We start from the raw sequence: 26,589 nt of genomic DNA, 5'->3' as shown, positions 1-26,589 counted from the left end.
ATTCAATCCAGATTCAAACTAGTATCCATCAGATCCTCGCGGCGTTGCCCTGACTCCCGACCCGGGAAACGCCGCTAATCGCATGTTCCAACCCTTAAAAATTATTTTTTTACTTCTGGGCCTGGCCTTGTTTGTCTGGGCCGTTCAGATGGTCGATCTGGGGCAGACCCTCGCCCTCTTGAAGCGCCTTGGCATCGGTTTCCTCTATATCATGCTGATCTATTGCGCCGTCACCGTCCTCGACACGCTTTCCTGGAAATATAATTTTTACCCGGCGGAATCGGCGCGATTCAGCCTTTGGCAATGCTGGAGAATCCGCCAGATTGGAGAAGCCTACAACGTCATTACCCCGCTGGGAACGCTGGGAGGCGAACCGGTCAAAGCGCAATTGCTCAAGGACAAGCATGGCATCTCACTGCGTCAGGGGCTGGCCTCGCAGGTCATCGCGCGCACCACATTCCTGACAGCGCTGGTGCTGTTTTTTGTGCCCGGCCTGTATATGATATTCGCCTCCGAACAAGTCTCCCCGCTCTTCAAACAAACCAGTCTCGCGGGCATGGTCGGGTTCACCATCGCGATTTTTCTGTTCTTCCTCTTTCAGATCACCGGTTCCCTTGGAAAAATAACCCGGTGGGCAAGCGTTCTCCCATTCAGCGGACGACTCCGCCCGCTACTGGGAAAACTGGACGGACTCTCCATACAAATGGGAGGCTTCTACAGAGAAAACCGCAAGCGCGTCTTCATCTCCATCCTGTTCGCTCTGGTCGGGTGGATTGTCGGCCTCGCCGAACTCTACGTCACCCTCTATTTTCTGGGCATCGAAACCAGCTTGTCGGATCTATGGATCATCGAATCGCTCGCGCAATTGATACGTGTTGGCAGTTTTTTTATTCCGCTCAGCCTCGGAGCACAGGAAGGCGGACTGATCCTTATTTTTTCAGCGCTGGGAATGACGGCGGATATCGGCTTGACGGTGTCCTTCGTGCGAAGGATCAAGGAATTACTATGGGTGGGTCTGGGACTGTTTCTTGCCTGGCAAATCGAATTCAAGCCCTCTGAAAAAATCAGCGAAGAAATCTAAAATCCCCAATAAAAAACCGCTTCCGACCCAGTCGAAAGCGGCTTTAAAAACTGTGATAAATTCTTAGCCTAAAAAACGTCTCGCGAAACGCCCCTGTCCCTGCCGCGACCGCCGGGAGTTCGACCTAACGAGCTGGTGAATACATCCGATTGTTGAACCAAACCGTCATGAGGGGTGCGAATGGTGCCGATCCTGTTTTTTTCCACTTCCAGAGCGACATCATCAATAATTTCTTCTTCCTTTTTAGCCGCCGCCTGAGCGGTTTGCGCTGGCGCTCCGCCCTCCGGCGCCGTAGCGGAAGTCTCCGCGCTATCCAGAGGAACTTCCTCTTCCTGAGCCTCTTTCATCGAACTCTTAAAATTCTTGATGCTTCTGCCAAACGCGCTTCCAATCTCCGGTAATTTTCCAGCCCCGAAAATGATCATAATAATTACGAGTATGATCATTAGCTCAGGGAATCCGATTCCCATCATATGCTGATCTCCCTTACGTTAAATTTCCCAAGTTCATTTCATTGTATCAGAAAACACGAATCGATACCTGAAAAATCAGTTTTTTCGCCCCTGTGCGGTGGGTCCGTTCGACAATTGGAAAAAAAAAGAGACCGGTTTAAAAAAACCGGTCTCTCAGACCAACAAAACCTTCAGGACACACTCTCGAATCCGCCTGGACTAGTGATGTCCCAAATGACCATTCAAAATCGGTGACTCTAAAATAGCCTTATTTCCATTAGCCAGCTTTTTAGCCACTCCGAAGTGTTTGGTCGCTTCGCCATGCCGTCCCAGCGCATCCAGAGCAACCGCTTCATTGAAGTGGATTTCAGCCAGACTGGAATCTTCCGCAGAAGCTTCCTGAAAATGCTTCAGAGCCTCATCCGCATGGCCCATTCCCCAATGCTTGATACCGGCTTCATTATGCATATTGGCCGCTTCGTTGGAGCCTTTGGGCAAATGCATGGGGCCTTCCCCTGCAAACACCGTCAAGGGCAACGCAAAGACCAGAAATGCCGCTAAAAACAGAACGCCTTTTTTCATGCCTGTACCTCCCTAAAGTTTCTTAAAGTAAAGCCCTCCATTTAGAAATCTAACACTTCCAAATCCAAAATGGAATTCAATTTTTCAAGAAAACACAGCTCATTTTCTGGTCAATTTCGGAGGTAGACACTGATTGAAATTCAACCGGTCCAGGAGGAAAATTGCGAAAGATAAAACAATGATACGGATGATTTAGTACACCAAGAAAGGATAGCGACAGAGCCGTTCGAAGAAATTCAGCCTCCCTCAACCGCCCCCTCCCAGAGGGAGAGGGTTCACAAGATATTGCGATAGCGCTCGAGGAATTAAAAACATTTCAAAAGCCCCAATCGATCATGACGCTCTCAAATATATGGAAGACGATCACGCTGTTTCGGATGGGAGTCCTTTGAACTGAAAAGAATCATAAATCTTCCAGATGACGTCGTCTTTAAGATTCCCTTCCGGGCTACCGACAACGATGACGCTCAGAAGAAAATCATTTTCAAAAGGAATGATGTGTCTCCCCAGGGAATACAATGGCGCCCCCTGTTCCTGAATATTTTTATTGGCAATTTCAAAATTCAAACTGTTGAATTTAACAGTGGACTTACCTGCGATTTCCTTGGTTTCAACCACCCCTGGCTTGTTAGAAAAGATGCCGTGAATGCTCTCCCTGATGACAGAGATCATCACGTCGTCAAGAAAATCATCCCAGCCGCCCGATTCATAGGAAACTCTGGACAGGGACTTTTTCATTTGATCCACACGCGCAATGATCATCGCGTCAGGCCCTTTCACCAACACTCTCAGGTTGGATAAATCAGTGATCCCAATATCAAAATCCAGGCCAAAATCTAAATCCAGATTGAAGTCCAATCCACCCGCTTCGAAATCAGACTCCAACTGAACTTTGCGAAGGCCCACCCCCATCCGATCCCAGGATGCGAAAGGAGCGTCCAGTCTTCTCCATGGCAAGCCCTCTTCTACGGAACTGCGCATTTTTTTAACTTTCACAGGTTCGACGATTTCCCAGTCGGCTGGAAAGCGAAAGGAAAAACCATACTTCGCATCCTTATATACTTTGGAGCTATCAGAAGCAGGCTTTATTTGCGAAAGAACTTTGTTATGCTCATAAGGTGGGTTTTGAACCGTCCCCACCATTCCGCCGTTGCATCCCCAAAACAACAAGGCAAAAGACACCCCAATAAAAACAAATTTCCCCAGTTTCATATCCGAATCCCCATGGTTTTATTGCATTATAAAACCCGAAAATTATACTTTGGCAGGCCGAATATCTCAACCAAAATCACATTAATATCGGAAATCAGAAACAACCTATTCCAGACTCGAAAATACTTCAAGGCCGCATAAGCTTTTACTCAAACAAATGCAGGAAGATCGCATAATCAGGCATTTTTCACTCACTTCAAGCCTCATTTCTGTCGTTAAGAGTGTTACTTTCAATAACATCAGCCAATACCATGAGCGCTTCGCAGGGATTGACCGGGGAATAAAATAGGATTAATATTAATGATTAGACCCAATTAACAAATTATTGTTCAATTTTTAAACAGAAGACAGAATCATTCATTTATGGAAAATCCACCGGAAGACTGGGAAGCATTTTTAAAGGAACATATTGAAGGCGATAGCATCAACCTTGAAGAAAAAAAAATAACCGACGCGCACATCGAAAACATCGCCGGCATGAGCATGATCGGAGAGTTCTCTCGCCTCGAACTGGGCAACAACGAGATCACCGACGACGGCGTGAAAACCCTGTGCGCTTCGCCCTATCTGGAAAACCTCCGGGTATTGAATTTGAAGTCGAACGAAATCACGGCGGTCGGAGCGGAAACCCTGGCCGGGTGCAAATCGTTATCGAATCTGGACCAACTTATTTTGAAGTTTAATAAAGTGGGAGACGAAGGGGCGATCGCCCTTTCAAAATCGGAATATCTCTCCAAGCTCACAACGCTGGACCTGTTCCGAAACCGCGTGGGAGACGACGGCGCCCGCGCCATTAAAACATCTCAGCATTTTTCCCGCCTCAACCGATTGAGGTTGGACTGAGGCTGAATCGATGCAAAGCGAGACGGATATGCAAGTTCTGGATCTGACAAAAGAGTACCCGCGAAGTCCGAAAGACTCCATGTGCGGCCTGGTTCATATTCCGCGCATGATCGACAAGGCCCGCGCTTTTCGCGAACACAAGCTCGGGGAATATATTTTTCCTTGCCCTCTCGATAAATTAGTTTTAAATTTCATGCGTGTTGACGAAATCGAATTCGCCGACAAGGCTTACGCCTTGAGCGAAACCGCCTTTGCCGAATGGCTCGAGGATACGCTGAAAATAAAAAGCGCCGCTGAAAAAGAGTTCATCAACCGTCAGATTCTTGGAAGAAAACCGGACAACGAAGATCGCCTGAAATATTTTGTCGATATTCGCAACAGAATCGATCCCTCCAGAACAGACATCATCACCTGGGTGGGTCTTCTCGATCTCGAAGAAGGTCACTAACTCTCTTGCCAGTCAGTCCGTTTTCCTGTCTTTCAACATTGTAGTTCCCGTTATTCTATCGCTCGCCTGCCCCTAAGGTTCCGCATTTATTATGAGTAAAATACTGGTCGACCAAAAACTCAAAAAAAAGAAAAAAAAGAAAAAAAGAAAACAAAAGCCGGTCAGTCGATTTAAAAAGACTCTGAAAATAACCTGGCTTGTTTCTCTCATTTTCTTTCTCTTTTCAGTGGTCGCCGGCTCCATTGGCGCGGGCTTCATCTACTTTAAATACTCGAAGGACCTGCCAGATGTGCGCGCTCTCAAAGATTTTCAGCCCAGCCTGATCACGCGCGTTTACTCCAACACCGATGAAAAAATTGCAGAATTTTACATTGAAAAAAGAATCATGGTTCCTCTTGAGGAAATCCCCCTCCGGTTGAAACAGGCGACGCTGGCCGTTGAGGATTCTAATTTCTATTACCATTTTGGCATCGACCCCAAAGCGATTTTCCGCGCCATGCTCACAAACTTCAAGGCGGGCTACGTCGTCGAGGGCGGTAGCACCATCACCCAGCAGTTGACGAAAACACTCTTGCTGTCCAGCGAACGCACCATCATTCGAAAAATCAAGGAAGCCATCCTCGCCGTTCGCATGGAATTGATTTTCACCAAGGACCAGATCCTTGAGATGTATCTCAATCAAATTTATTACGGTCATGGCAGCTATGGCATTGAAGCCGCCGCACGCACCTATTTTGCCAAGCCCTCTCAACAATTGACCATCGCCGAATGCGCCATGCTGGCAAGCCTTCCCAAAGCGCCGAACAATTATTCTCCCTATCGCAACGCAACGAAGGCCAAAAAACGCAGGAACCACGTCATTCGACGCATGGCTCATCTGAACTTCATAAACGATCAAGAGGCTCAAACGGCGCTCACATCAGATTTCAATCTGGGCGAAGTGACTGACATGCTCAACCGGGCGCCCTATTTCGTCGAACACATCCGTCAGTTCCTCATCGACTTGTACGGCGCCAATAAACTTTATCGCGGCGGTTTGAACGTTTACACCACGCTTGACATCAGACTCCAGGAGCTGGCTCAGGCTTCGATTCGCGAAGGTTTGGAAAACGCCGACAAACGATTTGGCTATCGCGGTCCGCGTGGATATATGGACGCGTCCAGACCTGGCGTTCAAATTGAAACGGAACTGCGATCCATTAATAAGTGGAAGGACGACGAAACTCCCAAGGTCGGCGACGTCGTCAACGCTCTGGTCACTTCACTCGATGATAAAAACGCCTACGTACTCACCGGGGCCGGCGAAGGCGTGATCGAACTGGAACAAATGAATTGGGCGCGCCAACCCAACCCCAAGGTGGACGGGCGCTGGGCCCGAATCAACCGCCCCAGTCAGGCGTTGAACCCGGGCGACCGGGTGATGGCCAAAATAGTGAATCGTCGTTCTCTCGACCACAAATGGGGACTGGCTCTTGAACAGGAACCGGAAGTGGAAGGCGCTCTGATCAGCATCGACCCGCACACAGGACATATCAAGTCCATGGTCGGCGGCTACGATTTCAACAAAAGCCAGTTCAATCGCTCCGTGCAGGCTGTCCGGCAACCGGGTTCGGTGTTCAAACCTATCATCTACGCCGCGGCGCTTGAAGAAGGGTATACGCCTTCCAGCATCATTGTCGACTCGCCTATTATCTTCAAGGAAAAGGATCACGCATTTGACAAATGGAAGCCGGTAAATTTCGAGGAAAAATTTTACGGCCCCACGCCTTTGCGCACAGCGCTGGCACATTCCAGAAATATCGTTACCGTCAAATTATTACAAAACATAGGCATTTCAAAAGCTGTCGGAATGGCAAGGAATTTGGGCATCTCACAAAACCTGTCGAAGAACCTGTCCATTGCGCTCGGCTCTTCCGGAGTCACCTTATTCGAACTGGTCTCCGCCTACTCCGCCTTTGCCAATCAGGGACAACGCATTGAACCCATCGCGGTGCGAAGCATCACAAACCATGAGGGGGAGACGCTTTACACGGAAACGCCGAAACTGTCGAACCCGCTGACTCCGGCGATGGCTTACACCATCACCAGCCTTTTACAGAGCGTGGTTCAGGAGGGAACGGCTAAAAAGGTTAAAGCCTTGAACCGCCCCACCGCAGGTAAAACGGGCACCACCAATAATTATGTCGATGCCTGGTTTCTTGGCTACACCCCGGAGTTGTTAACGGGCGTCTGGGTTGGAAAGGATAAGGACGATTCGATGGGAGTCAATGAAACCGGATCGCGAACGGCGATCCCTATCTGGCTGAATTTCATGCAGGGAGCCTTGATCGACGCGCCGGTCGTTAACTTCCCTGAGACGGAGGATATTATTTATTCCAAGATTCACCCTGAATCCGGGGAACCTCTCAACTTCTTCGACCCCGATACAGAGTTTGAAATTTTCTCTAAAGACGGTTTTGACAATCTCATGAAAAAGAACGCTGAGACCGGCCCGGAAAACTCTTTTTAAAATACCAAATCAACAAACCCCTCTCAAGGCGCTTCCACAAATTCACCGCGTTCGATCGTCAAAGTGAACAGGCGCTTTTGCGATTCCCCCTGAGCCGTGAGGCTTGTCAGCCCCGTCACACCGGGAAAATCCCTGACGCCAAACAGGCGATTGTGCGCATCATTTCTACTGACCGCTCCCTCGCCGATCAGATGCAGTAAAATTTTTGCCGCATCGTACGATTGCGCAGAAATCATGGACGGGTCTTCATTGAAAGCCGCCTTGAATTTCCCTCGGAATTCCGTCACGCGGACTTGCTTCGACTCGGCGAAATAACCGTCTACAAAGTAACTGTTCTTCAGATACTTGCCCGCATCCTGAATCAGCTTCGGAGAGTTCCATCCGGCGGCTCCCAGCAAGACAACCTCGTCGATATTATAAAAAACCAGTTGCGGAACGATCAGCCCCACCTTGTCATAAAACCCGGGAAGAAAAACAGCGTCGAATCCAAGCTCTAAATCCACCTTGATATTTTCAACTTCATCCTCTGTCGTCCAAATGCCCATTTGAGGCAAGGGTCGGGATAAGACTCCCGGTTGACTGAAATCCGGCAAGGCCCGATCTTCCAGCATCTGATTCGATACAAGTTTGCTCAACTGATCGTCCGACACGCCGCCCATCTGCAAGATCTGCTCTTTAAAATCCGTTTGCGAACGATTGTAAGAGACCACCTTCACAACTTCGGCGCCTAAAGACTCGACCTCTTCAACAAATGAATTGTTCAACTGAAAGCCATAACCCTCGTCAGGGTGCATCACAACAAAACGTTTCAGGCCCAGTTTGTTCACCGCATACTCGGCGATGAATCGCCCCTGGTTTTCCCGCGTCAACGCATTTCTAAAAACATAAGAATTCAGTTCGGGCAAGCCGTCCGCTGAAGCCGTAGGCGACAACAAGGGAAGCCTGAATTGCTTGGCAAGGTCTGCCACTCGATTGACATTGGGACTCAACACCGGGCCGATCACCGCTACGACGTTGGGATCGGAGCCCAGTTGACGATAAATATCCTCAGGCGACTTTCCTCCCGTCGAATCTTCGATCACCAGTTGCACCCGATCGCGTAGCGCTCGATCCTGTTGATTGAACGCAAGTTGAATGCCGTGAAGCGTCTGCTGTCCGGTCAAAGCAAGATTTCCTGATAAAGGCAATATCGCCGCGATTTTGATTTTACGCTCAGGGTTCTCGCGCAGGGACGATAAACCGACATCCGCTTCGGCCCGGCGCGGGTGATCCGGAAACTGAAGTAAAAACCGTTCCGCCATTCTTTTAAAATTCGCTTCATCGCGGTGGGTTCGATAGCCATCCATCAATTTGAGATAGATATGATCCGCCGGATACCCGGAAGAGTAGGTCTGCAATAAACTCACCAGAGCTGAATCGGATAATTGTTCATCGATCAAGCCGTCGATCAATTCTTTGGCTTCTGAACGAATGGAAGCGTCTTCGCTTTGTAAATAGACGCGCTTCAATTTCTCGATCGCGTTTTCATAATCGACGCGCTTTTCATCCAGTCGCGCCAGGTAAACGAGCGACTGCCAGCGTTTTTGACTGTCAGGATGTTTGAACGCCATCAAGCGGAACAGCTCTTCCGCTTTCTGATAGTTCTCCAGTTCAAAATAACATTGGGCAAGATTAAAACTGACCTCCTGCGCATAGGAAGTCCCCGGGTATTTCGACAACAAATTATTGTAGAAAAGAATCGCCGCCGCGCAAGAATTCTGCTGCTGTTCGATTTGACCGAGTCGAAAATAAGCAAGCTCCGCCTGACTGCCGAAGGTATTCAACTCAAGAAATTTCTGATAATTGATCTTCGCTTCAATCCATTTTCCGGAATGGAAATCGACCTCCGCTTTGCCAAATGGATCCACCTCGTCCCGTATCGTCGAACTATCTGTCGGAACAGCGACGCTATCTCCCGTCAAAAAATTATTATCCGGACCTGGGACTTCCTGAGACCAGACAGGGCTAACACAAGCGAATTGGAAACCAAGGTAAAAACTGAAAATAGTTATAATGGATGAAAACGATTTTAATGAAGGGCTGCGCATACAGGGAACCGGTAGGAAAAGGAGAAGGTCAGGGTTTGGTTTTAGTTTTGCCTTTGAGCTTGTGTTTTTCAAGCCGATATCGCATGGAACGAAAGCTGAGATTTAAAATATCCGCCGCCTTAATGATGATGCCGCCGGTCTTGTCAAGCGCCCCCTGAAGCATCTTCTTTTCAATCTGATCGAGCGTCTCTTCAAGGCCCATCGGTTTTGCGTCGTCAACGGTCGGCAACCACTCGCCCATGTTTTTTTCACAATTCATCAATTCATCCGGCAAACTGGAGCATTGAATTTTATCGCTCGTCTCCAGCACCACCGCGCGCTCAATGGCATTTTCCAGTTCTCGCACATTGCCCGGCCAGTGGTAGGCTTCCATCATGGCGAAGGCTTCCGGCTCAACTCCCTTGATAATATTCTTATGCTTGTTCTGCTTATTATAGGTCCGAATGAAATGATCGATCAAAAACGGTAAATCCTCCCTCCTTTCCCGCAACGGCGGAATGGTGAGAGGAACCACGTTCAATCGATAATAAAGATCTTCACGAAAAGTTCGATTATGGATCGCCTTGGTCAGATCCTGATTCGTTGCGGCAATCACGCGCACATCCACCTTGATCGCTTTCGAGCTTCCCAAACGGGTGAATTCCATCTCCTGAAGGACGCGCAGTAATTTCACCTGGGTGGAGGGTGCGGCCTCGCCAATCTCATCTAAAAAAAAGGTGCCGTGATTAGCCGCTTCAAACAAACCCGTTTTCAACGTATCGGCGCTGGTGAACGAACCTTTTTCATGACCAAAAAGTTCGCTCTCTAACAAGGTCTCCGGCAGGGCGCCGCAGTTGATTGAAATGAATGGACGCGCTTTTCGCGGTCCGTTGTAATGAATCGCTTTCGCCGCAAGCTCTTTTCCAGTGCCGCTTTCTCCATTGATCAATACGGTAGCCGAACTCATCGACACTTTTTGAATCAACTCAAAAACGCGGCGCATCGACTGCCCTTTGCCCACCATGCTGGAAAACTGATGCTTGTCAAACAAGGCTGATTTCAGATAGGTGTTTTCATCCGCGAGTTTTTTCTTCTCTAGCGCATTTTTAATCAGCAGTTGGAGTTCTTCGACTTTGAAGGGTTTCGACAGATAGTCGTAAGCCCCTTTCTTCATCGCCTCAACGGCGGTTTCCGCCGTCGCATAGGCCGTCATCATAACAACCGGGGTGTTTGGCTGAAACTTCTTGACGGCGTCCAGTACATCCAGACCGTTGGAACGCCGCATGCGGATATCGGTCAAAGCCAGGTCAAACGAGCGCTCTTTGATCAATCCAATAGCCGTCTCGCCATCAGGAGCGCTATGAACTTCATAGCCTTTTTCTTCCAGCATGATGGTGAGAAACTCTCGCAGACTCTTTTCGTCGTCAACGATCAAAATTGAACTCATCACGAATCCCTTGAGTTAACGCTCAATGCAACCCACCCGGTGTGTCGCGCCGGATGACTTCAGATATCGCCAAAGGTATTGGAGTAGAGTTTCAAGCGCAAAGCGTTGAGACGGATAAAACCTTCGGCGTCGTCCTGGCGATATTCGTCGTCGCGTTCAAAGGTCGCGACATCCTGGCGGTATAAAGACTTGTCGGCTTTACGTCCGACCACCGTGCAGTTGCCCTTGTACAATTGCACCCGCGCTGTTCCATTCACATGGCGTTGGGCGTCGTCAATCATATTCTGCAGAAGAATCCGTTCAGGCGAATACCAGAATCCATTGTAAATCATCTTAGCATAGGTGGGGATGAGAGAATCCCGAATGAACACGACTTCGCGATCCAGAGTGATGGACTCAACGGCCGAATGCGCCGCATGCAAAATCGTTCCGCCCGGCGTTTCGTAAACGCCGCGGGATTTCATACCCACGAAGCGGTTTTCGACGATATCGATTCGGCCAATCCCGTTGGAACCGCCGTATTCGTTCAGCCTCTCCAACAACATGGCGGGACTCATTCGCTCGCCATTGACGGCTACCGGATTGCCTTTTTCATATTCGATTTCCAGAGTCGTCGCTTTGTCCGGCGCTTTTTCAGGTGAAACGCTCATGAGAAACATGTCCTCATCCGGTTGCTCCCAGGGGTCTTCCAGCACGCCGCCTTCATAGCTGATATGAAACAGGTTTCGATCCATGCTGTAAGGCTTGCTCTTGGTGACAGGAACAGGAATGCCGTGATTTTTGGCGTATTCGATCAAGGACGTGCGGGAATTGAGATCCCACAAGCGCCAGGGCGCGATCACCTTGATCTGCGGATTCAAAGTCTGGTAAGCGAGTTCGAATCGAACCTGGTCGTTGCCTTTACCCGTCGCTCCATGCGACACGCCGTCGGCGCCTTCTTTGGCGGCAATGCGAATCTGCTCCTTGGCGATCAGAGGTCGGGCAATGGACGTGCCGAGCAAATAATCGTTTTCGTAATAAGCGCCCGCGCGAAGCATGGGGAAAATAAAATCGCTGACGAACTCTTCTTTCAAATCTTCGATATAGACTTTAGACGCGCCCGTCGCCAAGGCTTTTTCCCGCACCGGTTCGAGTTCCTGCCCTTGGCCCAGATCGGCCGCGAAGGCGATGATCTCGCAGTCATATTGCTCTTTCAGCCATTTAATAATGACGGAGGTGTCCAGACCGCCGGAGTATGCCAAAACTATTTTGTCAACTTTCGTTTTCATCGTAACTTTATTTATTCCTTCCCGACAATGTTTAATAAATTTCTTGAAAATTCTTGCTGAGTTGCGCTCCTATCAAACAGGAAACGACCGCTACAAATTTTTATGCGCGCATTGGACTTCATTGCGCCGCTTGAGCGAACCGGGCCGCGCCAAGCAAAGGCGCGTTCTCATCAACGATCACCCGAACCGGCATTTTTTCAAGGAACGCGGAAAATCTTCCCTTCGCGCGAAACGCTTCCATGAAACCGCCTTCCTGCAAAACCGGTAGTAAACGCGGCGCCAAACCTCCGCCCACATAGACGCCGCCTTCCGCCAAAATCTGCAAGGCCAGATTTCCCGCGCAGGCGCCGTACAAGGATGCAAACCATTGCAAGGCCTGCCTGCAAACCGCATCTTCGCCCGATAGCCCGTAGCGAATCACATCCGCTGAAGACAAGGCTTCCTGCTCCTGAGGAGAACTTAGAAATTGATGCAGAGCCGCAAGCCCGTCTCCCGACAAGACGCGCTCGATGCTGACCCGGTCCCACCGTTTCAGAAAAAACCGCAACAGCTCGGCTTCTTCTGTTGTGCGCGGAGCGAAATCACAATGCCCTCCCTCCGTATCAATGATCTCGCGGCGTCCGTCATCCTGAGGCCACAAGAACGCCTGCCCCATACCGGTTCCTGCGGCGAGAACTGCAATGCGTCCATTCCCTGACGCGCCCCCCTGAAGCTCGACGCACTGACTGGCGCTCAGGAAAGGAATCGAAGAGGCCATTGCCGCAAGATCATTCAGCAAAAAGACTCGATCGGTTCCCAATCGTTTTTTCAGCGCGCTCGCGCTCACTTCCCAAGACAGATTGGTGACGCGACAAACACCCGATTTTACAGGGCCTGCCACGCCAAAACAAGCCCGCTGGATGTCGACCGTCTCGGAAGATAAAAACTCATCCAGAATCGGCTCCAGTCCTGATGAATCCAGACTGGAATAACGCTCGCAACGGATCGGTTCAAGCCTTCCGGCGCGCTCCTCGTACAGGGCCAGGTTGACTTTCGTGCCTCCGATATCGCCCGCCAAAATCATCTGCGGCTCCTGGGATACAGAAGTCTATTTCAAAAACGATCGGATACGATCATCAAGCGCGCTTTGATCTTGCGTGAACGACTGCAACGCCGACTGAGTCATCAGATCATCCAAAGCGACAAGCTCCGACCAATGCGATAATTGCGGAATCTTCCCGTGCTCTCGAATGGTATTGTAATCGGCCTCGGTAAAATCATGAAACAGGTTCACGCGCCATTCTTTACAAAAGGCTCTCAAGTCAGCTCCCTGCATGGTATCCAGATCCGGTCGTGCGACCAACGCGTCGACAAATTTCACAAAGGATTCCGTAATATCCCATAAGGAATCCACTCGCTCCCGCCATTCGCCTTCGTCAACGCCCGGTACGATTGTGTCGTCGAAATGATTCGCCAGATCGCCCATGCTTTCAGCTGTGGTTAAAAAATCGTCCAGGGCCTTGGGCGGAATCGTCAACACATCCACCCCAGCCAAATATGCCACCTGTTCGCCATTGCGAATGCTCGCCGCAATCAGGCGCGTGCTGATCTCAGGTTGACTCTTCCTGACAGCCTGAATGCAATGTTGCGTCGCCAGCGTGGCTTTTTCGCCAACCAGTTCCCCAGAGCCAATGCCGTTATCAACCATCACCTGGTTGAGTCGTCCCAGGAACACATTGACGAAATCCGGGTTGGACAAGCGCGCTGAAATATAATTCTGGCGCGCAGAAAATCCCAAAGTGAAATTGATCGGAATGCCTTCCTTGCGTAAAATTCGAACTGCCAGCAGGCCCTCAGGCGTCAGAGGGACTTTAACGGTGAAATACTCCGGGCAGACTTTGTAATAACGCCGCGCATAATACAAGGTACCCTCAAGGTCTCGTGAAATCGCAGGATGCAGTTCCACGCTCACCTTGGTCTTGAAAGCCTGCACCAGACGCAATGCAATCTTGCAATTGATAACGAAGCCCACTTCCATGACCTTCGCTTCCGGAGACAGATCCGGCGCGACCTCTGCCAGACGAGCCACCGTTTCCCGAATCACCTCATCCATCACGCCGCTTTGCACGACTTGATTTGCGAGCGTGTTGTTGGTGGTGAGCGCAGTCAGTTCCTTTTTCCAAACCGACTGGGCTTTTTCAAGCTCTCCGGTGTCCACCCACAATTCGGAACCGGTTTTTTTTAATTTTTCGAGTAGAGCATTCGATTCAAAATCCGGGCGGCCCGGCGTGATCGACTCTTGCGCAATTTGATGAATTGCTTCGCCCAGTTTCTGACTGACAAGCGTCATTGAGATTGTCCTTTCGCAGTTCCTGGTTTATTAAATAGAGCAAACATGTTTTTTTTATATAATTCCACGCCCGGCTGATCGAACGGATTGACTCCGTCGAGATATCCCGTCATGGCAACGGCGCGCTGAAAGAAGTAGAAAAACTGGCCCAGAGAATAAGCGGATCGGTCTTTAACGGCGATGGTTAAATTGGGGGCCAACCCCTCCGAATGGGCTTTGGCCGTTCCTTTGTACGCTTTTTCATTGATAAAATCCAGCGTTTTCCCCGTCAGAAAATTCAGCCCGTCTTCGTCGTTTTGATTTTCCGATACCGCGATCGCTTTACGGGATTGATCCAGAATCAAAAAAGTTTCGAAGATGAAACGCTCGCCTTCCTGTATCCACTGGCCCATGGAATGCAAATCCGTTGTGAACTCCAGGGTCGCAGGGAAGATGCCTTTCCCGTCCTTGCCTTCGCTTTCGCCCGCCAGCTGCTTCCACCATTCCTGCAAATACGCGAAGGCGGGATGAAAGGAAGATAATATCTCAGTTGTTTTTCCCTTGCGGCGCAGGAGATGACGACAAACGGCGTAATTGTAAGCCGGGTTGCTTTCAAGCGATGAATCTGCCCGGAGCCGAGCCTCCATATCGCGCGCGCCTTGCAGTAAACTGTGTATATCCACGCCAGCCACCGCCATGGGCAGAAGGCCGACCGGGGTCAACACCGAAAATCTTCCGCCGACATCCTGAGGGATATCGAAGGTTTCATAGCCCTGCTCGTTGGCAATCGTTTTCAGGACTCCTTTGCTCGGGTCCGTTGCCGCGACAATGCGACGCGACGCTTCCGCCGCTCCATATTTATTTTCCATCCACTGCCGCAGAATACGAAAACCCAGCGCCGGTTCAAGCGTCGTCCCTGATTTTGAAACCACAAAAAGCGCACAATCCCGATCTGACAGCGCCGCCAACAGATCTGAATAATAATCCGAGCTGATGTTATGCCCCGCGTAGAAAATCTCTGGCCCCTTGCGCAGAGCGGCGCTTGCTATCAATGGAGACAGAAAAGAAATTCCGGCGCGCGCTCCCAGATAGGAACCGCCGATGCCGATCTGGATGAAGGCATCGCAACGCTCGCGAATCGTACTCGCCGAATTTTCAATTCTTTTCAACAAATCATCGGAAGTCCCAGAAGGCAGATCCGCCCAACCTAGATACTCTGCGCCCGTTCCGGATCGATTTTCCATGCCTCGGTGGATGGCGTCGACTTGATCTTGAAACGAAAATCTTTCGTCATCTGATACAACGTTCTTTAAATTTTCTATGTCGACACGAATCGAACTCATACGCATTTATATGAATAGATATTGATTGAAAATCAGGATAGAACAACATCCCGATTATTATGTCCTATCCCCCTGCGCCTTGCAACAGAAGCGGGGAATTATCAGCGCCGGAGCCATTTTTTTTTAAACCCATTCAATTAACAATGTTAGTATACCTTCCGTTTTTAGGTATTTGCGTTAACCTTCGAGAACCTCCTTCAAACAAATGGCGCCAAGATTTCTAAATTTATTTGACGCGTTGGTTCTGAAACGCCCCCTGCTCACCCTCCTCCTCGTTGGGTGTATTCTGGGGTTTTTCGCTTTTCACACCCCCGATTTCAGACTCGACGCATCCGCCGATTCGCTGGTGCTGGAAAACGACACGGACCTGAAATATTTCCGTCACATCAATAAAAAATATGGCTCCGAAGACTTTCTGATAATCACCTATACGCCGCGTTCAGACCTGCTCTCCGATGAATCCCTGGAGGGAATTCGGAAGTTGCGCGTTGCGCTGGAAAAAATGGAGCGGGTGTCGTCGGTCACCACCATTCTGGACTCCCCGCTTCTCAACAGCCCCAAATTAAAATTATCTGAAATCGGCAAGAACGTGCGAACGCTGGAAGCGACGCCCGATCTTGACAGGGACATGGCCCTGAAGGAATTCACCGAGAGTCCCGTTTACAGCAAATTGCTGGTCAGTCCCAATGGCAAAACGACGGCTATTCTGGTCAACTACAAACGCGACGAAACTTACTATTCGCTACTGGAAGAGCGAAACGATCTTCGGGAGATAAAACGCTCCAAAGCTCTGAGTCCGCAAGAGAGAGAGCGTCTGAATCGAGTCTCTCGTGAATTCAAGCTTTATCTGGCAGAGGTGTTGAGATACCAGAACGATGACATTAAGGAAGTGCGTCGTATCATGGATACTCAACGCCACCGCGCCGAAATGTTCCTCGGCGGGGTGCCCATGATCACATCCGACATGGTACGCTTCATCGATCATGACATCTCGGTGTTTGGAATGGGCGTCCTGTTTTTCATGATCATTGCTCTGGGATTCTTTTTCAGAAAAGTGCGCTGGGTTTTTCTGCCCATCGCCGGTTGTTTTCTAACGACATTTGTCATGGTCGGCGTTCTCGGCTTTCTCGACTGGCGCGTCACCGTTATCTCTTCCAACTTCATTTCCATTCTGCTCATCATTACCATGTCTTTAACGATTCATCTCATCGTTCGATATGGGGAGCTTTACGCCGAAAGTCCCAACAGAAGTCAACGCGAATTGGTTCTGGAAACCATTCAGCATATGTTCCTGCCCTGTTTCTACACGGCCATCACCACCATTGCGGCGTTCACATCTTTGGTGGTCAGCGGAATTCGCCCTGTGATCGATTTTGGCTGGATGATGACGATCGGAATTTCCATGGCCTTCATCCTTTCTTTTTTATTTTTTCCCGCCTGCCTCGCTCTATTGAGCCCGAGTTCTTCCGTCTCCAGCAAGGACATCACTAAAAACCTGACGAATTTTTTCGCAGAATTGACTCTAAAGCGAAGATCGTTGATTTTGGCTCTAAGCGTCCTCCTTGCTGTTTTCTGCATCACTGGCATTTCAAGACTGCATGTAGAAAACCGGTTCATTGATTATTTCAACCCCTCCACGGAAATTTATCAAGGCATGAGCGTCATCGATCAGCAACTGGGCGGAACTACCCCTCTCGATATTGTGATCGACGCCGAAGCCGATTTTTTTGATTACCTGGAGGAACTGAAACAACAGGAAGTCGCCGACGATCCTTTTGACGATCCCTTCGGAGACAATGTGGACAAGGAACCTGAAAATTTCTGGTTCCACCCGGAACCCTTGCTTCTGGTTGAAGAAGTCCACGACTATTTGGAAGGACTGCCTGAAATAGGTAAAACCCTGTCCATCGCAACCACAGTCAAAGTTTTAAAAATACTCAACGACAAAAAATTGCCTGACGACTATGACCTGGCCCTGATCCGCAAGTTACTGCCTGTCGAGTTGAAGAAAATTTTCATGCATCCCTATCTGGCAAAAGACGGCAACCAGGTTCGAATTTCCATGCGCATTGAAGAGGTCAACCCAAATCTGGACCGGGGCGCTCTGATTGCGAAAATTAAAAAGCATCTGGTCGAAGAAATCGGCATTGAAGAAGAGCGAATCCATTTCACCGGCATGGCTGTGCTCTACAATAATATGCTCCACAGCCTCTATCAATCGCAGATTCTAACGATAGGAACTGTGTTCATCGGTATTCTGGCGATGTTCATCATCCTGTTCAGAAAAGTTTTTATTTCCCTGCTTGCCATCATCCCCAATACGCTGGCCGCAGGCATGGTCCTCGGCATCATGGGCTGGTTCAAGATTCCTTTGGATATGATGACCATCACGATCGCCGCAATCACAATTGGAATCGCCGTAGACGACACCATCCATTACATCTATCGCTTTCAGGAAGAGTTTCCCAAAACCGGTAATTACAAAGAGACCGTTCGAATTTGCCACGGCAGTATAGGCCGCGCAATTTACTACACCTCCATCACCGTCACTTTTGGATTTTCTATCCTCGCTCTTTCAAATTTTATTCCGACCATCTATTTTGGAATCCTCACAGGCGTTGCCATGGTCGTCGCCCTGTTGAACAACCTGACGCTTCTACCGGCGCTGATTCTCCTGTTCAAACCCCTTGGCCCGGAAAGAATCGCCGACAAATAATAAAGGCCGAGTGCGGAAAACCCCACACCCGACCTTTGATACATCCGTCCTGATCGTTACTGTCCTTTAAACGTTGACTTGATATAGGCTATGACATCCGCAATATCTTGCGGCGGCAAGGTCATTCCCCAGTCCGGCATCATCGACGATTTGCCCACCGATTTCCCGCCGTAGAAAATCAGGTTGTATAAATAATCATCCGGGTAATCGCTCAATGGCAGTTCCGCATGCACCGCAGGTTTGGGGTCCAGCCCCAATGCGCCAGGCCCGTCCGCCTTGCCGGTGAAGCCGTGACATTGCGCGCAATAATTTTTATAAATTGTTGCGCCGCGTTCCGCTTTTGCGTTTTTAAAGAACTCGCTCGTCCAGGGCTCGTGGTATTTATAATCTGCAACGCCAAGAGTCATGAGATAGCCCACGATGTAGCGAACGCCCAGCATCGTCGCATCCGCAAGGTACTCCCCGCTATGCGGCGTGAAATCCTGAGGGTTCAATGCAAAGCGGTACAACCAGTCCACATCGTAACGATTGCCCGCATCGAACAGGTCGACGCTGATAGGCCCGCCAATATTCTTGCCATCTTCCTTGATCTGGTGACATCCCAGACAGGAGAAACTTTTATAAAGCTCCGCGCCGAACTCCATTTCCCTTTCCGTGAATTTGGACAAGTCGATTGCGTTTTCCTTAACGCGATCGTCCTTCAAATTCGCTTCCATATAACGAGCCACCGACTCGGCGTCTGCGGATGACAGCTTTGGATGTTTCGTCGCGACATTCGACTGATCCCAGCGGTAAGCATTGGGATACAATAAGGGCTCTTTGCCCTCCAGCCAACGCACCAGCCAGGCATGCTGATACTTAACGCCGCCCCACATCAAATCCGGCGCTTTTAAATTGAACTTGCTCTCATGCTCACCGGAAAATTTGTGACAGGCAGAACATTGTTCTTCAACAATTTTCTTCGCCTTGGACAGATCCTCCGCGAAAAGCGATTGCGGAAGCGCTAAAACCATGCCCATCGCAAGCGCCAGAAAAATTTTCGCTTTCACTACATCCAATAATTGACTCATACTGTTCCTCCACTTGAGTTTTTCAAATTTTGACAACTGTCCAAAACGCCGCTATATCTTCCGCATAGCGCACATTCAGATATTTTTCATTCGGTACATCAGCAAAACCGCTCCAGACAAAACCGCAAAGAACAACCATGTTGGCAGACCCGTCAATTCCGGTAGCGTGATCTTACCCAGATCCGCTGAAGACAGAAATACGGAACGAATCCAGGGATAGAGTTCGGCGAAGACAATGGCTCCCGCCACCATCCCCAGAAAGCCAAAGAGCGCGTGACGCGATCCTTCACCCATCGCTGCAACGCAAGTGCCTGGGCAATAGCCCAGCAAAACCATGCCCGCTCCAAAAATCAACCCGCCGACGATATTCCCCCACAATGCCGCCGTCTTGACATGAAAATTGAAATCAACGCCAAACGCTTTCATTGCATAAATACCAATTCCGCCAACGGCGATAGCCGTCACTATGATCTTCGCAACGGTAAAATCTTTGAGCAGAAATTGATTGACGATCACGTCATAGCGGGAGACGCCGCCCTTGTGCAATAAAAACCCAAAGACAAATCCGGCCAACCCTCCCATCAGCAACTGATCCATACTGGCAAACACGTTATTCCACATGCCTCATCTCCTCTTAAACATCAGTATTGCCACAACGACTCCCGAGGCAAACATCGCAATCGTGAATGCCCAGGATGAAACGGCCAACTGCATGCCCCCTGAAACCGCATGTCCCGACGTGCATCCTCCCGCGAGTCGCGCTCCCATTATCAGAATGACGCCACCCGCAAATGCGCCCAGGTAGCGTTTCGCAGCGGAAGGACCAAATCGATCCTGCCAAATAGCAGACAATTTTTCGCCGCCCTGTTGACCTGATAATTTAGCGGAGACAAAGGCTCCCAAAAATATCATTGCGACCAGGGCAAACTGCCAGTCAACCACAGGCAATGGAGTCTCCACGGTTCCCAGATATTTCGCAAAGTAGGTATTCGCGTGAACACGATCCCTAGCAAAAACGCTTTCCAGACCGCCCGCCAATCGCACCAGGGTTGTCGACACGCCCAGGGCCTTGTCCATGAAAACGAAAGTCAGCCAGGATAAAACTCCCAAACCCGCGCCAACGGCATAGGGAGACCAACGCTGTTGTCTAAATATTGAGATCATATCAGCCTCGTTTTATTCCTCTCCGGCCACCAAAGGAATCAAACCCGTTTCAATGGACAGGTGTTGATATGAAACATGGCATAGGCCGGGCACCTGCCGGACAAGCCGGTGATCAAAGGAATCAAGCCAAAGACGGACACGACGATTCCAACAGAACCTTCAACCATGAAACCGCCGACCACCAATGCGACGCCCGCAATCACCCTGAAAATACGATCCACTTTTCCTACATTCACTTCAAACATGGGATGCCTCCTTCCAAAGGATTCAATAGGGATTGAATACAAACCGAACACATCGCAACTCTTGTAACTAATATAAGAACTCCCTGGAATTTCAGCAATCAAGCTTCCATGATTCATCGGTAGAGATTTTTCGAAACAGTTGTCGTAGAATCACTACAAGCGAGGAGCCGACTTTTCGTTAAGACAATGGATTGTCAGACTCCCGCAAAAAACCAAACTCACGAGATTGAGATCATGAATTTCAAATGGATCGACCCCTGCGTTTGCATAGCATCAGGAGCGCTCATCGCGATTTCCGCCAGCCTGACGATTCCCGCCTCAACTTCGGCGCTGGGCGCCATGTTCATTGGAGGCATCGCGGGCATGATCGCCATGATCCCTCTTGTAATTCTTCTCGTCCCTTTGTTTGGAGCGTTTGAAATGATGATTCCCCTTCACCTGATCGCCATGCCTGCGGGAATGCTTGGCGGGATGCTGGCGGAACACAGTCCGCAGTTCTGCATCGCGGGCGCCGGCGCGCTTTGGGGGACGGTCATATTTTTCATCATATGGTTTTATGATCGGAAATACTCGCAAGCAAGCTATCCACGCGCTGAAAAGGGGGATCGATGAAACCGGAAGCGAATTTTGATCGCGTCGCGAAGACTTTCGATTTTTTGCGCGCTGGAGACACTCGACGTTGGTCCTCATCACAACTTCGGTTCTTCAGTCAGCTTGAAGGAAGGGTTCTCTATGTGGGAGTGGGGACGGGGCAGGAGATCATTAACTTCCCATCAGGGCTGGATATCTCCGGCATCGATATCAGCGCGCCCATGCTCCAGAACGCAAAACATCGCGCACGCGTGTATCCAGGAAAAATGCGGCTCTATCAAATGGATGCAGAGCGACTGGCGTTTGCAGACAATCATTTCGACGCGATTCTGACCGTCTGCGTTTTATGCACCGTCGCTCGCCCCTTGCCTTGTCTGAAAGAATTGAAACGGGTTTTAAAACCGGGAGGGCGTATCTACAGTTTCGAGCATGTCATGAGCCGCAACCCGCTCTTTGGAATTCCGCTCCAGCTCATGAATCCTTTCTCGCTCAAACTCACAGGCACTTCTTTGACCCGCGATACGGTATCGACGATTTCTCAATCGGGATTTGAAGTGGAATCCGTCGAAAATGTCTATCTCGATATCGTTAAGATGATTCGGGCGCAGAAACCAGCAGAGTGAATCAACTGATGGGGAGGGAGATGATAAAATAGTTTTTCACTGTTTTATCGGTGATGAGCTTCTGCGCAAATTTCAGCGCATCCTCTTCCTTGAAAAATTTACCGAGTCGGATCTTGTACCAGTTGCCGCCGGACTGGCGCGGGGTTTTCACCACATAAATTTCCTCCAGCCCTTTCTTCTTCAGATCTCTCACCAAGCGATCCGCCTGCTTTTGCGTGGTCACAGCGGCGACCTGAATTGTATGTACTTTTTTAACGGCGCGCGGCTTCTTAAGTTTTGTGGCCGACTTTTCAGAATGCTCTGGCGTCACGGCTTCTTGTTTGACGGTCTTTTGTTTCGAAAATTCTTTAACGCTCACGGCGAAAAGCACTCCCAGCAATACGAGCGTCAGGGCCGTCAATTTCATGCCAAGCCGCTGGCGACCAAAATAAATCAGACCATCGGCGAACAAGCCCACAATTTTTTTAAAGAGAAGAACTAATAGGCGAACGATGCGATCTTTAAAAGCCCGCAGTACTTCCCAGGGGGAACGGGTGATGCCCAGTCGTTTTTTAAGCCGATCCAGTTGTCGAACGTCTTCTCTCGAAAATAATCGAATTTTTTTCAGCTTGGAGGACAGACGCCCTTCTTCGACTTCCGACTCAATACGCTGTTGCAAGTCCGGTTCCAGTTCAGAAAATGCGCGTCCGCAGGCTTCATGCAATGCCGGGTCGGAGCCTTGCCAGATGCCTTCGCAATAATTCCGCGCCAGAACCTGACGAATCTGTTTTTCCTCAAGAGGCAGATAGGGCAAGGACGCGGCAAAGAATTGCAGGGCCGATTCGTCGAATCGCTTCAAGGCCAGCAATTGGGGAAGCACAAAGCGCACGATCTCCTCGGAGCTTTCGCCTTTCGACTGAACCGCCTTCAAAAAAACCGGTTCCGTTCTTTCATTGAGCTGGCGGTTGCGCAGAAAAATCGCCGCCAGGTGGCGCACCATGAAATGATCCTGATAGTCCTCCACCTTCAACATAATCAGCAGGAGATCGATCTCCTGTTCGCTCAACTCGCGTCCCTTGGAAAACAAAGAGAGCAGGGGCGCGCGGAAGCGAACCTGGCGCGGGTCTTCCAAAAAGGCTTTCAAATAAACCTGAACGGAACGAGAATCATCCAAACCAACCGACAATAGGTATTCGGCGTATCGCAGAATGACCTGGGCGCGCAGTTTGCGTCCCCGGCGCGGCAAAAAGTAGGAACAGAATGTGAAATCGATCAACTCTTCAAATCGCGCAATCGCCTCTTCTGGATTTGCCGCCGAAGGGATTTTTTTCAAGCCGTGCAGGGAGTTTAGAAACTTTTGTTCACCGACCAATCCATAAGCGAAGCAACCAAAAAAGAGAGAGATGCCGCCAAGAACCCATTGTATCGAGATATCGTCAAAGGAGGCTTCCGGTAAAGCGATCTCGTGAACGATGTATAAGACTGCATAGCCGAAGCTAATCAGCAACAGGAAAGAGGCGCCCAGACGTCCTAAAATAAATTTCAGTAATTGAAGCATCATGGACTCCCTTGCGAACCCAGAGCTTTCAATTGTTCCAGCAGGCTCTGCGATGTGGGGCGGGGGGGAGTCGGCTCCTTTAGCTTCGCGTCATCCTTTTGCAGGGGTTTGGCGGCGGGAGACACTGTATCATCCGGGCTTTCTGCGTCATCGCCGAATTTATCCAAGGGCGACGGTTCGACCGGGGCTTGTTCATCTTCGATAGCGACATATTCGGGAATGATCGTCTCTTCCTTGACCGCAACCGTCAGGCGTCGCGTCGTCGCCTTGGAAACCTGCGTGCCGCGATCCACATCCACCTCGACCCGCTTGATGCCGGTGGGAACGGGGAAGTTCACCCGATCATGATCGTCCAAAGCGTTTTGCATGAAATAGGCCCAGATGGGAGCCGCCGCTCCGGCGCCGGTCAAACCGCGACCGGAATTATCCAGCATCGGTTCGTTGTCGTCGTAACCGACCCAGACGGAGACCGACAAATCCTTGGTGAAGCCATCGAACCAGGCGTCCTTAAAATCATTCGTGGTGCCCGTTTTCCCTGCGGCGGGATGATCGAACTTCAGTCTGCGCACAACGCGCCCGGTCCCTTCTTCCACCACGCCCTGCATCATATCCAACAGCGGGTAGATGGATTTTTGCGGAAATCGTTGCACGCCTTCGTAAAAATGTTCATAGAGGCGATTGCCGTCGTAATCTTCAATCCGTCGGATAATATAAGGCTCGTTGTAGATTCCCAGATTGGCGATGACGCTGTAGGCGCCTGCCATTTCAAGAGGAGAGACCCCCGAAGTTCCCAGAGCCAGAGAATAGTGTTTTCCAAGCGGGCTGGTGATGCCGAATTGGCGGGCTGTAGCAATGACTTTTTCAGGCCCAACAGCTTCGATCAGTTTCGCCGCCACCACATTGATGGAATGCATCAGGGCTTTCTTCAAAACAAGCGGACCGACAAATTCATGGGAAAAATTCTGCGGTTCCCAGGTGTCCGTTCCCGGTATAGGAATCTGGGTCGGCTCATCCACAACCAGCGTCGCGGGAGAATAGCCCAACTGCTCCATCGCGGTGAAGTAGACAAAAGGCTTGAACGAAGAACCCGGAAGACGGTTATTGGAAACCGCGCGATTGAACTGACTGACTGAAAAATCGCGTCCACCCAGCATGGCGCGAACCGCGCCGCTTTTATTTTCCACCGCCGCCAGAGCCGTCTGCAAGGGACCTTTGCCGGGTCTTCGCGGCAGACGTTTTTCCAGTTTTTCAAGATGCGCTTTAGCCGCGCTCTCGGCATCGCGTTGCAGGCGCGTGTCCAGAGTGGTGAAAATTTTCAGGCCGCCAAAATAAACAAATTCCCTCCCGTAATCTTTTTCCAGGCGATTCAGAACATGATTGACGAAATACATGTTCACGTCCGATTCGACTTTTGGAGACGCCAGTTCCAGAGGCGCGTTCTCAGCTTCGGCTTTCTGTTGCCGCGTGATGGCATGGGTTATCACCATGCGCTCCAGCACATAACGAGCGCGGGACATGGCGCGTTCGTAATTGCTGAAGGGATTGGCGTTGTTTGGGGAATTGGGCAGACCCGCAAGCAAGGCCGCTTGCAGGAGGGTCAAATCCTTCGCCCGTTTGGCGAAATAGGTTTGCGCCGCTTCCTCGACGCCGTAGGCACCATTGCCGAAATAAATCTGGTTGCAATAGGCCTGCAGGATTTCATCTTTCGTGAAAGTCGCTTCCAGTTGCAGAGCGATCAGCAATTCCTTGATCTTGCGAATCCAGTTGCGCTCGAATGAGAAGAAGAGATTTTTAGACAATTGCTGGGTGATGGTGCTACCGCCCTGGCGGATACGGCCTTCTTTCAAATTGGCAAGCAACGCGCGAGCCAGACCAATGTGATCCAGACCGCTGTGCTCGTAAAAATTTCCGTCCTCAACAGAAATGATCGCCTTGAGAAAATGCGGCGCGACGTCTTCAATATTGACCGGGAAGCGTTGCCCGACCACTTTGATTTGTTCGCCGTCGACGGAGTAGATTTCCGTGGGCAAACTCAAATTGATGGAGTCCAGATTCTCAGGCAATTGCGGCAGGTCGTCGCTCAACTCAAAATAGAGGCCGCACAGCGTCAAAACCCCAAGCAGGGTGAAGGCGTAAACCGCGAAGAGAAGGTTCTGGGCAATTCGTCGAATCAAGAGGTCGTTCCGAAAAGAGTCGGGGTTTCCGCCAGGCCATCGCCGCCCTCGTTTTGCCCGGAGGGTTCGAACTGCGACAGCAGGTTGTTGGCGGTTTCCAGAGAAACGGGTATCAACAGCGTTTCAATAAAATAATCTGAGGCGTATTCGACCCCAAGCAGGTGAGAAGCTCCTACAGCCTTCGCAGGCGAGGCGTCTGTAATCCCCACGCGAATCACGCGGTAGCGGTTGTCAAAAAACCAGCGCGATGGAGGTGAAATCTGGTCCCGCGTTTCCGGGTCCATATTCTTGAGCAGTTTGATGAAGTCTACGTTTGAAAAAATACGTTCTTTTTTAAACCCGGCTTCCTCCAAACGTTCCCGCTTTTGAACTCTGGCCGCCAGCGGAAGATCGAGTTGGTCCAGAGAAATGAAAATCTCTCGCACCGGGATATTCTCGCCATCTATAAATGAGATTGTGATCCAGAATCCATTGCGTTTTAAAATCGTACGTTCCCAGTTTCCGCGCGCTTCGATATCCAGCAATTCATAAGGAGAAATGATATTCTCCGGCCAGTTTCCTGGAAAGTTGTAATACAACTGGAGAAATTTATCCTTGCGTAAAATACGGGAGTAACCCGGCTCCAGTTCCACCAGCAGTTGGCGAAACGACTTGAAGGAATCCAGCGTTTCCTGCTCGCTGACTCTTGAAGAGCGAATGGATTGGATTTTGGCTTGCGCGATCACCGACAGGCGATCCTTGTCCCAGATACGCCCCAGCTGGGGCTTGCGAAAATTCTGCCACTTCAAATAATTTCCCAGCCCCTTCTCGATAAAGTGACCGTAAAATTCCATGAGCGCCAATGCGCACAACAAAGCGCATTGGAGGGCGATATTCCACCTTCCAAAAAGAAATACAGATTTCAGCAAAA

Annotated in this window: 23 protein-coding genes; 7 read left to right on the top strand and 16 right to left on the bottom strand. The window is 50.1% G+C overall.

What is annotated here, in order from left to right; translation table 11 throughout:
- Positions 1-82 precede the first annotated feature (82 nt).
- Positions 83-1,081, top strand: a complete 999-nt coding sequence (locus tag G3M78_09365; GenBank protein QPJ65589.1) for a flippase-like domain-containing protein — start codon at positions 83-85, stop codon at positions 1,079-1,081.
- Positions 1,082-1,149: 68 nt separating this feature from the next.
- Here the strand turns inward: G3M78_09365 and tatA are convergent, their stop codons facing one another.
- The 3 genes from tatA to G3M78_09350 all read right to left on the bottom strand — a co-directional run bounded on the left by tatA (position 1,150) and on the right by G3M78_09350 (position 3,327).
- Positions 1,150-1,554 carry a twin-arginine translocase TatA/TatE family subunit gene (gene tatA, locus G3M78_09360; GenBank protein QPJ65588.1) on the bottom strand — a complete coding sequence of 135 codons (405 nt, stop codon included), beginning with the start codon at positions 1,552-1,554 and terminating at the stop codon, positions 1,150-1,152.
- Positions 1,555-1,752: 198 nt separating this feature from the next.
- Positions 1,753-2,115, bottom strand: a complete 363-nt coding sequence (locus tag G3M78_09355) for a tetratricopeptide repeat protein (protein ID QPJ65587.1) — start codon at positions 2,113-2,115, stop codon at positions 1,753-1,755.
- Between the two features lie 363 nt (positions 2,116-2,478).
- A complete protein-coding gene (locus G3M78_09350; GenBank protein QPJ65586.1) occupies positions 2,479-3,327 on the bottom strand; it encodes a hypothetical protein in 849 nt (282 codons plus the stop codon).
- Between the two features lie 363 nt (positions 3,328-3,690).
- Here G3M78_09350 and G3M78_09345 point away from each other — a divergent pair, with 363 nt between their 5' ends.
- The 3 genes from G3M78_09345 to G3M78_09335 all read left to right on the top strand — a co-directional run bounded on the left by G3M78_09345 (position 3,691) and on the right by G3M78_09335 (position 7,127).
- Positions 3,691-4,170, top strand: coding sequence for a hypothetical protein (locus tag G3M78_09345; GenBank protein ID QPJ65585.1), 480 nt, complete (start codon positions 3,691-3,693; stop codon positions 4,168-4,170).
- A gap of 28 nt (positions 4,171-4,198) precedes the next feature.
- Positions 4,199-4,618: a DUF5069 domain-containing protein gene (locus tag G3M78_09340; GenBank protein QPJ66820.1), complete on the top strand. Its 420-nt coding sequence runs from the start codon at positions 4,199-4,201 to the stop codon at positions 4,616-4,618.
- Between the two features lie 100 nt (positions 4,619-4,718).
- Complete coding sequence (locus G3M78_09335; GenBank protein QPJ66819.1) at positions 4,719-7,127, top strand: PBP1A family penicillin-binding protein; 2,409 nt, start codon at positions 4,719-4,721, stop codon at positions 7,125-7,127.
- A gap of 23 nt (positions 7,128-7,150) precedes the next feature.
- Here G3M78_09335 and G3M78_09330 read toward each other — a convergent pair whose 3' ends face one another.
- The 6 genes from G3M78_09330 to G3M78_09305 form a co-directional block, all read right to left on the bottom strand.
- Complete coding sequence (locus G3M78_09330; GenBank protein QPJ65584.1) at positions 7,151-9,088, bottom strand: ABC transporter substrate-binding protein; 1,938 nt, start codon at positions 9,086-9,088, stop codon at positions 7,151-7,153.
- Between the two features lie 154 nt (positions 9,089-9,242).
- Positions 9,243-10,643 (bottom strand): sigma-54-dependent Fis family transcriptional regulator, encoded by a 1,401-nt coding sequence (locus G3M78_09325; GenBank protein QPJ65583.1) that lies wholly within the window; start codon positions 10,641-10,643, stop codon positions 9,243-9,245.
- A gap of 56 nt (positions 10,644-10,699) precedes the next feature.
- Positions 10,700-11,908, bottom strand: coding sequence for an argininosuccinate synthase (locus G3M78_09320; protein ID QPJ65582.1), 1,209 nt, complete (start codon positions 11,906-11,908; stop codon positions 10,700-10,702).
- 118 nt (positions 11,909-12,026) lie between these two features.
- The gene (gene glk, locus G3M78_09315) at positions 12,027-12,971 is read right to left on the bottom strand and encodes a glucokinase (protein QPJ65581.1); all 945 of its coding nucleotides are present in this window, start codon (positions 12,969-12,971) and stop codon (positions 12,027-12,029) included.
- A 24-nt stretch (positions 12,972-12,995) separates the two neighbouring features.
- Positions 12,996-14,237 (bottom strand): transaldolase, encoded by a 1,242-nt coding sequence (locus G3M78_09310; GenBank protein ID QPJ65580.1) that lies wholly within the window; start codon positions 14,235-14,237, stop codon positions 12,996-12,998.
- Positions 14,234-15,559, bottom strand: a complete 1,326-nt coding sequence (locus G3M78_09305; protein ID QPJ65579.1) for a glucose-6-phosphate isomerase — start codon at positions 15,557-15,559, stop codon at positions 14,234-14,236. The genes G3M78_09310 and G3M78_09305 overlap by 4 nt, the downstream gene beginning before the upstream one ends.
- Before the next feature lie 205 nt (positions 15,560-15,764).
- Between G3M78_09305 and G3M78_09300 the strand changes: the two genes are divergently transcribed.
- Positions 15,765-18,275 carry an MMPL family transporter gene (locus G3M78_09300; GenBank protein ID QPJ65578.1) on the top strand — a complete coding sequence of 837 codons (2,511 nt, stop codon included), beginning with the start codon at positions 15,765-15,767 and terminating at the stop codon, positions 18,273-18,275.
- 56 nt (positions 18,276-18,331) lie between these two features.
- Here G3M78_09300 and G3M78_09295 read toward each other — a convergent pair whose 3' ends face one another.
- The 4 genes from G3M78_09295 to G3M78_09280 all read right to left on the bottom strand — a co-directional run bounded on the left by G3M78_09295 (position 18,332) and on the right by G3M78_09280 (position 20,754).
- Positions 18,332-19,345, bottom strand: coding sequence for a c-type cytochrome (locus G3M78_09295; GenBank protein QPJ65577.1), 1,014 nt, complete (start codon positions 19,343-19,345; stop codon positions 18,332-18,334).
- 75 nt (positions 19,346-19,420) lie between these two features.
- Positions 19,421-19,966 carry a YeeE/YedE family protein gene (locus G3M78_09290; protein QPJ65576.1) on the bottom strand — a complete coding sequence of 182 codons (546 nt, stop codon included), beginning with the start codon at positions 19,964-19,966 and terminating at the stop codon, positions 19,421-19,423.
- A 3-nt stretch (positions 19,967-19,969) separates the two neighbouring features.
- Positions 19,970-20,509 (bottom strand): YeeE/YedE family protein, encoded by a 540-nt coding sequence (locus G3M78_09285; protein QPJ65575.1) that lies wholly within the window; start codon positions 20,507-20,509, stop codon positions 19,970-19,972.
- Positions 20,510-20,547: 38 nt separating this feature from the next.
- On the bottom strand, positions 20,548-20,754 hold the full coding sequence (locus tag G3M78_09280; protein ID QPJ65574.1) for a DUF2892 domain-containing protein: 207 nt from the start codon (positions 20,752-20,754) through the stop codon (positions 20,548-20,550).
- A 234-nt stretch (positions 20,755-20,988) separates the two neighbouring features.
- Here G3M78_09280 and G3M78_09275 point away from each other — a divergent pair, with 234 nt between their 5' ends.
- Positions 20,989-21,366, top strand: a complete 378-nt coding sequence (locus G3M78_09275; GenBank protein QPJ65573.1) for a hypothetical protein — start codon at positions 20,989-20,991, stop codon at positions 21,364-21,366.
- Positions 21,363-21,968, top strand: coding sequence for a class I SAM-dependent methyltransferase (locus tag G3M78_09270; protein QPJ65572.1), 606 nt, complete (start codon positions 21,363-21,365; stop codon positions 21,966-21,968). The genes G3M78_09275 and G3M78_09270 overlap by 4 nt, the downstream gene beginning before the upstream one ends.
- 1 nt (position 21,969) lies before the next feature.
- On the opposite strand, the gene G3M78_09265 is transcribed toward G3M78_09270, so the two are convergent.
- Genes G3M78_09265 through G3M78_09255 form a run of 3 tightly spaced genes read right to left on the bottom strand, consistent with a single transcriptional unit; the run spans position 21,970 to position 26,587 of the window.
- Positions 21,970-23,505 carry an SPOR domain-containing protein gene (locus G3M78_09265; GenBank protein QPJ65571.1) on the bottom strand — a complete coding sequence of 512 codons (1,536 nt, stop codon included), beginning with the start codon at positions 23,503-23,505 and terminating at the stop codon, positions 21,970-21,972.
- Positions 23,505-25,679, bottom strand: coding sequence for a PBP1A family penicillin-binding protein (locus G3M78_09260; GenBank protein QPJ65570.1), 2,175 nt, complete (start codon positions 25,677-25,679; stop codon positions 23,505-23,507). Before G3M78_09260 ends, G3M78_09265 begins: the two co-directional genes overlap by 1 nt.
- Entirely contained in the window at positions 25,676-26,587 is a 912-nt protein-coding gene (locus G3M78_09255) for a hypothetical protein (GenBank protein QPJ65569.1), read from the bottom strand. Before G3M78_09255 ends, G3M78_09260 begins: the two co-directional genes overlap by 4 nt.
- Positions 26,588-26,589: the final 2 nt, after the last annotated feature.

Source organism: Candidatus Nitrohelix vancouverensis (assembly GCA_015698305.1).
Lineage (GTDB): Bacteria > Nitrospinota > Nitrospinia > Nitrospinales > VA-1 > Nitrohelix > Nitrohelix vancouverensis.
The sequence above is the reverse complement of the archived record's forward strand: the minus strand, read 5'-3'. Positions and strand labels throughout refer to the sequence as shown.